Origin of the sequence: Shewanella mytili (assembly GCF_046765975.1) — a bacterium.
GTDB classification, from domain to species: domain Bacteria; phylum Pseudomonadota; class Gammaproteobacteria; order Enterobacterales; family Shewanellaceae; genus Shewanella; species Shewanella mytili.
Genome location: NZ_JBKOUD010000017.1, coordinates 50,091 through 57,809 on the forward strand (window position 1 = coordinate 50,091; position 7,719 = coordinate 57,809).

At 41.9% G+C, this 7,719-nt stretch carries 9 protein-coding genes; 7 read left to right on the forward strand and 2 right to left on the reverse strand.

The window, feature by feature from the left end:
• The first annotated feature begins 9 nt into the window (after window positions 1–9).
• The 3 genes from ACIDEJ_RS13835 to ACIDEJ_RS13845 all read left to right on the forward strand — a co-directional run bounded on the left by ACIDEJ_RS13835 (window position 10) and on the right by ACIDEJ_RS13845 (window position 3,077).
• Complete coding sequence (locus ACIDEJ_RS13835) at window positions 10–675, forward strand: bifunctional 4-hydroxy-2-oxoglutarate aldolase/2-dehydro-3-deoxy-phosphogluconate aldolase (protein ID WP_411988654.1); 666 nt, start codon at window positions 10–12, stop codon at window positions 673–675.
• A gap of 698 nt (window positions 676–1,373) precedes the next feature.
• The gene (locus ACIDEJ_RS13840) at window positions 1,374–2,105 is read left to right on the forward strand and encodes a hypothetical protein (RefSeq protein ID WP_411988655.1); all 732 of its coding nucleotides are present in this window, start codon (window positions 1,374–1,376) and stop codon (window positions 2,103–2,105) included.
• Between the two features lie 354 nt (window positions 2,106–2,459).
• On the forward strand, window positions 2,460–3,077 hold the full coding sequence (locus ACIDEJ_RS13845; protein ID WP_411988656.1) for a type II secretion system protein: 618 nt from the start codon (window positions 2,460–2,462) through the stop codon (window positions 3,075–3,077).
• Window positions 3,078–3,254: 177 nt separating this feature from the next.
• On the opposite strand, the gene ACIDEJ_RS13850 is transcribed toward ACIDEJ_RS13845, so the two are convergent.
• The gene (locus ACIDEJ_RS13850; RefSeq protein WP_411988657.1) at window positions 3,255–3,872 is read right to left on the reverse strand and encodes a LysE family translocator; all 618 of its coding nucleotides are present in this window, start codon (window positions 3,870–3,872) and stop codon (window positions 3,255–3,257) included.
• 2 nt (window positions 3,873–3,874) lie between these two features.
• Window positions 3,875–4,633 (reverse strand): YqcI/YcgG family protein, encoded by a 759-nt coding sequence (locus tag ACIDEJ_RS13855; protein ID WP_411988658.1) that lies wholly within the window; start codon window positions 4,631–4,633, stop codon window positions 3,875–3,877.
• Between the two features lie 130 nt (window positions 4,634–4,763).
• Between ACIDEJ_RS13855 and ACIDEJ_RS13860 the strand changes: the two genes are divergently transcribed.
• From ACIDEJ_RS13860 to ACIDEJ_RS13875, 4 genes are all read left to right on the forward strand, one after another.
• Complete coding sequence (locus ACIDEJ_RS13860) at window positions 4,764–5,669, forward strand: LysR substrate-binding domain-containing protein (RefSeq protein WP_411988659.1); 906 nt, start codon at window positions 4,764–4,766, stop codon at window positions 5,667–5,669.
• A gap of 466 nt (window positions 5,670–6,135) precedes the next feature.
• Window positions 6,136–6,564 (forward strand): NADAR family protein, encoded by a 429-nt coding sequence (locus ACIDEJ_RS13865; protein ID WP_411988660.1) that lies wholly within the window; start codon window positions 6,136–6,138, stop codon window positions 6,562–6,564.
• A gap of 99 nt (window positions 6,565–6,663) precedes the next feature.
• Entirely contained in the window at window positions 6,664–6,894 is a 231-nt protein-coding gene (locus tag ACIDEJ_RS13870; protein WP_411988661.1) for a hypothetical protein, read from the forward strand.
• A 147-nt stretch (window positions 6,895–7,041) separates the two neighbouring features.
• A complete protein-coding gene (locus ACIDEJ_RS13875) occupies window positions 7,042–7,680 on the forward strand; it encodes a Vat family streptogramin A O-acetyltransferase (protein WP_411988662.1) in 639 nt (212 codons plus the stop codon).
• Window positions 7,681–7,719 lie beyond the last annotated feature (39 nt).

Genomic DNA, 7,719 nt, shown 5'->3' on the forward strand with positions numbered 1-7,719 from the left:
GAGCGGTAAATGACACAAAACAACTGGATGTTGCAACCGGCAGAGGTGTTTGCGCTCAGCCCCGTGATCCCGGTGATGGTGATCAATGACATTGCGCACGCGGTGCCATTGGCTCGGGCCTTGGTGTCCGGGGGCATTCGGGTGCTGGAAGTCACCCTCAGAACCACTTGCGCACTGGCTGCCATTGAAAAAATTGCCGCCCAGGTGCCTGAGGCGGTGGTGGGGGCCGGCACCATTTTAAATGAAACCATGCTGCAGCAGGCTCAGGATGCCGGGGCGCAGTTTGCCATCACCCCCGGCGCCACCGAAGCCTTGCTCAACGCCGGTAAAGCCGGGCGCATCCCGTTAATCCCCGGCGTTGCCAGCATCTCAGAGGTCATGGCAGGGTTAGGTCACGGTTATCACCACTTCAAATTCTTTCCTGCCGAAGCTTCCGGCGGCGTCAAGGCCCTTAAGGCTTTTGCCGGCCCGCTGGGGGATGTGCGTTTTTGCCCCACCGGCGGCATTGCCTTGCACAATTATCTGGATTATCTGGCACTGCCCAATGTGGACTGCATCGGCGGCAGCTGGATTGCCCCGGTAACCGCCATGGACGCGGGCGACTGGGCTCAAATCACCCAGCTGTGCCAGCAGGCATTGGCGCCTTTGCAGCATCCCGTTACCGCCAAAGGCTGACGCTTTGCACCTGCCGGCAGGGGTTTCCCTGCTGGCCGCTTAATGCGTACTTTGTTGCTTAACCGCGCTCGTTTCCTCGGCACCATTCTGATAGAGTGCTTATTAATCAAAAGGTTGCTAAAAACGCAACTGCGATAACAGGTTTATTCAATGTGCGTGCGCGTTTTGCCAAATATATGCGCATGGGCACTAATAAAATGTTATGTGCAATAAGGGAGGTTACTAAATTATGGAAGAAAACACATCTACAATACATTGGCCTAGTTTATTTTGGATTGTTGTAGGTATTTTGAGTTTAATGGAATTTTTCAAATTCCAAGAGTACAAATCTCTGCTACAGACGTTTGGTTTTATTTGTATGGCTTATTCAAGTATTCGATTGGTGCCGGCTAATCTTTTCACTCAAAACATATCTCTTAAAGTTTTAAGACAAAGCGCTGGGCCTATTCGCAGGTTGGACGTCACTATACAATTTCTCGGTTTTATCTTTATAACCTGTAGCTTGGTGGTTTAAATGGCTAATGCACATAACAAGGTACTTAAGGCGCAATCCGCTAGAGCGGCTTGCTGGGACACAAACACGCAGGCTGCTTCGCATTATAGCCTACGTGTTTGTGCCCCTTAGTTTAGTGTTATGCCGTTAGAAATATTGTGGTAGAGGTCGTGAATTGAGTTCGTCAAAAGATTACTTATTCGAGATGCAAGAGCTACAAGCTGATGAGTGGATCAGAGAAAGATTGAGCGATGACTCGCTTGATGAAGACTCAGAGGAATATCAGGAGTTAGCGGAAGAGTATTCGAATTACCAAGAACATTTACGTGAAGAAGCTGAATGGCAGGCGGAGTTGCGATGGTTGAAAGATAATGGGTCATCAAACATTCACAGCATATTTGTTAGCGAACTTGATGCTTTGAGAACCATGTTTGATAGTAACGTCAATAACCCTCAAAAAATGGCTTTTATACTCCATACAAACATTGTTGTAAAAATGTCATATGCATACGCGGTTACACTGCTTGAGTCATACTTAGGTGATACCTTACGAGCTCTCATTTCTCAAGATGAACAGTTTTTAAAAAATGCATTACGAAAATTCAAAGTGCTTAAAAGCGTTAAACTAACTGATGTAGTTGAAACAGATTTAGATATTAAATCCCTAGTTTTACGATATGTCAGTGACGTCCTATACCACAATATCCCAAATGTCGTAGAAATGTATGAGCAAGTCTTAGGTGTTAAACTTGATATTGATATATCTAAAGTAGTTAAAATCACAAAGTTAAGACACGATATTGTTCATCGAAATGGCAGAAATGTTGATGGCAGTATGATTAGTGTAGGTGCTCAAGATTTTACGCAAGCAATTAGCGATATCAAAGAATTTACAGGAGCACTGCAACGAGCCATCAATGACAATCAAACGGCATAACAAACAAACTGTTTAAGAGTGATTCGCAACGCGTGGCATTTTTACTATGCGTTGCGTTTAGTGTTTAAGGTGGTATGCGGGGACTTCGGTATTGCGTTGCTCACACCTTAACAAGGCGTTATTGATTATTTGCTTGAACTGCCCCAGCAACATGATGACAACTGCCTTGAAAAATGCTGACACTGCTGTACGCTGTGCCGTCAGATGTTTCTAAGCATTGGATTGTGATCTTGTCGCAATGGGTGGTCCACGTCAAAGGGTGTTTGGGTAAACCCTTCGGTATATCGCTAACATTAGTGGATATGGACGGTTGAACGCTGCCAGGATGAACACTCCTATTTCGAGTTTATCGTTATGCCTAAGTGCTTTAATTTCAAAATTATTAATTCACAATCTTTAAAATCACTGCATGGCTTTACCTTGATTGAGTTAGTGATGGTCATTATGCTACTGGCCATTCTTGCCGTAACTGTGCTGCCGCATTTTATCAACCTTAAAGGCGATGCTAAACAGGCAGTCATAAAAAATGTCGCGAGTGGTATTCATGAACTTGATCAACAGGTTTACCTGAAGTCAGTCATTCTGGGCATTCAAGATAATGACCGTAATTTAAACGCTACTGATACAAACCCTCAAGGGGGATTTCTCTTAAATGGTCAGTTTATTCAGACCATATACGGACACCCTTGGTTATTTGATGGTGACAGGCTGAGTAATTTACTTCAAGCGGATATTCAGTATGAAACGTTGAGTAATCGAGATAAAGTCTGTGATTATAGTGGCGACTTTTGTGCCATGGAGTTCCACAATGCGACAGCACCCACTGATGTTGGTGTCAATTTCCAGCCAGGTAACGCCATGCTCATTTATTTGCCTGGTGATTCAATCGCAAATAATTGCTATGCGTACTACATTTTCGATCGCACCAATAACGACTCAATGATTGGCTCTGTAATGACAGGCTGCAATTGAATGGTTCAGCAATAAGCCATGCACCTCACCGGTGTTTAAGGCAGATTCACCATGTTTGGCATTTTTGGTGGATTACCAGTGGCCAAATTTACTGTACCACTACAATACCTATTGGCCGAAAAGACTGGATCTTCGCCAACACATTAAAACGCCCCATGCGATCATGGGGCGCTTATGTTAAGTCAACATTTCAATCACATTGTATGCGGTGCTTATTAAAGCGATAATTAAAAGAAATGTTAAGGATATACACTCAGTAGCTCGACTAAATTTTTTCATGAAACTTTGCTTAAATATGTATATGTAAATAGAGAGTATCGTTAAATCAAGGATGATCCATATGAAACATAATGTCATGATGCTAACGAAAAATGTTTGACTGATAGAGATAAACTGAGGAAAAAAGGCAATGAAAAAAAGGATATCTTTGGGATTGGATATCCCTATTAAAAACCCCTTTTTAAATCCTGGCATCTCATTTGAGAATGTGGAATCTATGTGGTTACGTCTATAGAGATCAACTAATCCAGAGGCAGCCATCCAGCCTAAGTAAACTGAGCCCAGAACACCGAACACATTAAGATAAAAGTCGGGTAACGACACAATACCTAGTAACATAAGAATTGCGAGCGAAATAAGACACAGAGACGCAAAATTAGTCCCTAATGCTGTTGCAAAAGCTTTTCTCGATCCGTATTTGACAGAAGAATGAGTGATCAGAGCTACAACTGGCCCTGGCGTAAGCAGTAAGACAAGAACAGAAGAAACATATACACTTAAAAGAGTAAAATTCATTTTTATCTCTCCTTGCTGATTTTCAAAGGACACTTGTCTAAATTCAGACTCCCTTCTTCATTCAATTGATATTGTTTCCATTCCAAATTGTTGTCATCGCCATAAAATACAAGTTCTTTTGACTCATAGCCTTGATTATCGTTGGACACTCTATTTCTGATCTTCTCTCGAACCTTGATCCCTTTTATGTCCTTGCTGCTAGCGAGTACATCAAAATGTTGTCTTGGGTTAATGACAAAAACGACTCGGTTTCCGAGGTTTCGGCTTCTAATCTTTTGATGCCCGGGGCAGCTTATATTGATAAATAACGCTACTCCGCCAAAACAGAACGACCATGATTTATCCTCAGGGGATATCGGTATACTATCGGGCCAATTTTCATGATCTCCATCATGGATTTCTTGTAAGCATTTCCAAGAAAACGCCTGTGCTTCCTTCAGTTCTACAAAACCGCCCTGTTCAAAAACCATTGATAATGGACTATAAAGACGCTGCTCTATAGGTAATGTCTGGGGTCTGTTAGTGAATTTAATTAAACTATTTAACATGTTGTCTGTTCGCTCTGTTTCACTTATGAACGTAAACAGTAGAGAGTTCTGCTTCCATGCATGACGACCAAATAGACAAGGGAATTTACTATCACTTAGGCGTGAAGATACTTCATGGAAACTTTGGAGCCTCCAATCACTCTGAGATTCGATATCTGAGAAGTCCCTTTGAAGCATTAACAAATCTGATTGTTTGACCAGATCACCATTCATAACTAATTCACACACGGACTATTTGCCTTTTGTCAATTATTGATATACGACATCATTCATATATCGGTCTCTATTGAAAAATGGAAAATAATCAAGTTTAATGTGAGTAAAAATCACAATGAGAAATAAGATGGTTTTACCACCACTCTATGCCTTAAGAGCTTTTGAAGCTGCAGAACGTTTTGGCTCCTTTAGTAAAGCGGCCGCTTACCTCAATCTAAGTCCTAGTGCTATCAGTCACCATATTTGTACGTTAGAAGACTGGTTTGAATGTAAGCTCTTTATAAGAAAAGGGCCTAAGGTTGAATCAACCAATGTCGGCAAGGTGTTAGCTGAACAACTCGCAGAGGGTTTTCGATGTATAGAACACGCATGTAATATATTACAAAGCAACTCCAGAGAACTCCGTTTAAAAGCACCATCGACTTTAACCATGCGATGGCTTCTTGAAGTATTGAAATCATTTAATGAGTTATACTCAACACCTAAGGTCGGGATAACCAGTGTATGGATGGATGTGGACACGGTTGATTTTAGCAATGAACCCTATGATTGTGCCATTTTGTTAGGACATGGGCAGTTTGGTCCAGAAACCGACTGCTTAGCACTCTTTGATGAGTTCCTGATACCAATATGCTCTCCCAAGCTAACCCATCAAGTATTGAGCAATATTGCTGAATTTGAGTTAATTCATCCTTCACCAGACAGACGTGATTGGCGTAGATGGTTAAAGAAAACCGGTCATCATAGTGATCTTAATATTTCTTATGGGAAAGTGTTTGATACTTTAGAACAAGGGAACTTGGCTGCGATGAGTGGGCATGGTGTTTCGATTGGTGATCTGCTGTTGAGCCTAGAATCTATTAATAGCGGATTACTCGATATCCCTTATCGTGAAGCTGTCGCGACCGGAGATAGCTATTATCTTGTTTGGCCGAAAAACTCCTTATGTAAGGACAACATTGAAGTTCTTCATCATTGGTTAAAGGATAGGATACCGAGTGAGCTTCCTAAAGGAGTTAAGATTTTACGATAGTTATTTTGTAAGCCGGAAAAGAACGTCACTAATTTTCAACTGAATTTAAGTTCGAGGCTGGACATCTTATTTCGTATAATAATTGCTATATCCGCGTAGACGCATATCATCACTGACAGCGCGAAGAAAGGGACTCTTACTCATGGCAATCTTCAGGTGCTGTATATACGCACAGTATTATCGAGATTTTGGCGATTTCAAGTCAGAATTGATCTGATAAGCAGTCCGGTTATCCAACCAGTAAAAATATTATTATTTTTTAAATCAGCAGTTTAAAGATTTGTTACCGCTAGATAGTGTGCGGCATCTAGGGAGATAACAAGTATGCTCATTTTCATCGTAAATTTATCTGGAAAAAATGGCGTAATTTGTTAATTATTAAAGCAATTCACATGCTCGCTTTACACTGGTCAGAGGTGCTAAATGAGCATTCTCATTATTAAAATGTTATATTTCATAGGTCAGCATGACGATCTTTTTCTATACAAAGACAGATGAGTTTGGCGAATTCAGTAACTTCTCAAAGTTCGGTGTTGAGATGGACGGGGTTTGGTGGCCCACGGTGGAACACTACTTTCAGGCTCAAAAATTTGAGGATAAAGAGCATCAAGAAAGAATCAGAACAGCCCATACCCCCAAAATAGCTGCTGAACTTGGCAGGAGCCGGAAAGTAGCTATAAGAACTGATTGGGAACAGGTTAAGGATAACATTATGTATGAAGCAGTCCTGAAAAAATTCAAAACCCATCCTAAGCTCGCCGAATTACTTAAGTCCACAGGATCCCAAGACATCGTTGAGAATGCGCCGGGTGATTATTACTGGGGTTGCGGTCAAGATGGGACTGGCCAAAATAAACTAGGAAAAATTTTGGCTAGGGTTCGCGATGAAATATAACAAGTTGCTGTTTTTCGTTACGGCCACAAACAGCGTGGCCTCCACCGGACGCGCTAACGCGCGCCGCAAAGCAAAGCGTTATATGTACAGGGAGTTCTAGTGCTAGTTAGAGTAACGGATGTGAGTTTTACAACGAACCAGCCATGGCTATTTAAGTTTGCGGATTCCGAAAACAAAGAATACCTAGTTTTAAATTCGGAAACTTATGCCAAATACGGATTACCAAACCCTGTAAATAGAACGCACCTAGACCAACTTGATGTAGGTATGCCATCCAAAATAGCATTTAAAGTTATTGATGGTAAAAATATTGTTACATCAATTAGATGAAAGTACATATAACAAGCCACTGTAGTCGTGCGCTGCGCGCACTGGGACAAATACGCGCAGGCTCCCAGTCGCTACGCTCCTTAATTTTAGCCTGCGGTATTTGCCCCTAAGTGGGGCGTTAAAAGTCACAGACACATCGGAGGCATTTTGAAAGGTCCAAGTCCTGAAGATAAAGAACCTATGAAGGGGTTTCCCCAAGTAGGCTATTTGAAGAATTACATATCTTCTGAAAATATCATCGTTGGTGACTATACCTACTACGATGACCCTGAAGGTCCTGAGCGATTTGAGAGCAATGTACTTTATCATTTTCCGTTTATTGGAGATAAGCTCATAATAGGGAAATTTTGCGCTATCGCAAAAGACGTAAAATTCATAATGAATGGCGCTAATCATAAAATTTCTGGCTTTTCGACATACCCATTCCAAATATTTGGTAACGGCTGGGAGAAGGTCATGCCTAAAGAGGGGGAGCTACCCTACAAAGGCGATACAGAAATTGGGAATGATGTTTGGATCGGCTATGAAGCTACAATTATGCCGGGAGTCAAAGTTGGCGATGGAGCAATAATAGCGAGTAAATCTATCGTGACAGCTGATGTCCCGGCGTACAGCGTTGTTGGTGGCAATCCTGCCAAAGTCATTAAATATCGATTTGATGATAGTACAATTAATGAGCTCTTAGAGATGGCTTGGTGGGATTGGAGTGCAGAAAAAATAACTGAACATCTCGAAGCAATAGTTGGCTGTGACCTTCTTGCACTTCGGAAGGCAAACGGCTTTTAACAAAGCATTGCAGCGGACAAGCCGCTGAATGCGGCGTTA

What these genes read in the sequence shown, in the direction of transcription:
- ACIDEJ_RS13855 (WP_411988658.1), bottom strand. Translation starts at nt 4,633, where the DNA reads ATGAATGGTGATCTGGTCAAACAATCAGATTTGTTAATGCTTCAAAGG.
- ACIDEJ_RS13860 (WP_411988659.1), top strand. Translation starts at nt 4,764, where the DNA reads ATGGTTTTACCACCACTCTATGCCTTAAGAGCTTTTGAAGCTGCAGAA.
- ACIDEJ_RS13845 (WP_411988656.1), top strand. Translation starts at nt 2,460, where the DNA reads ATGCCTAAGTGCTTTAATTTCAAAATTATTAATTCACAATCTTTAAAA.
- ACIDEJ_RS13850 (WP_411988657.1), bottom strand. Translation starts at nt 3,872, where the DNA reads ATGAATTTTACTCTTTTAAGTGTATATGTTTCTTCTGTTCTTGTCTTA.
- ACIDEJ_RS13865 (WP_411988660.1), top strand. Translation starts at nt 6,136, where the DNA reads ATGACGATCTTTTTCTATACAAAGACAGATGAGTTTGGCGAATTCAGT.
- ACIDEJ_RS13835 (WP_411988654.1), top strand. Translation starts at nt 10, where the DNA reads ATGACACAAAACAACTGGATGTTGCAACCGGCAGAGGTGTTTGCGCTC.
- ACIDEJ_RS13840 (WP_411988655.1), top strand. Translation starts at nt 1,374, where the DNA reads ATGCAAGAGCTACAAGCTGATGAGTGGATCAGAGAAAGATTGAGCGAT.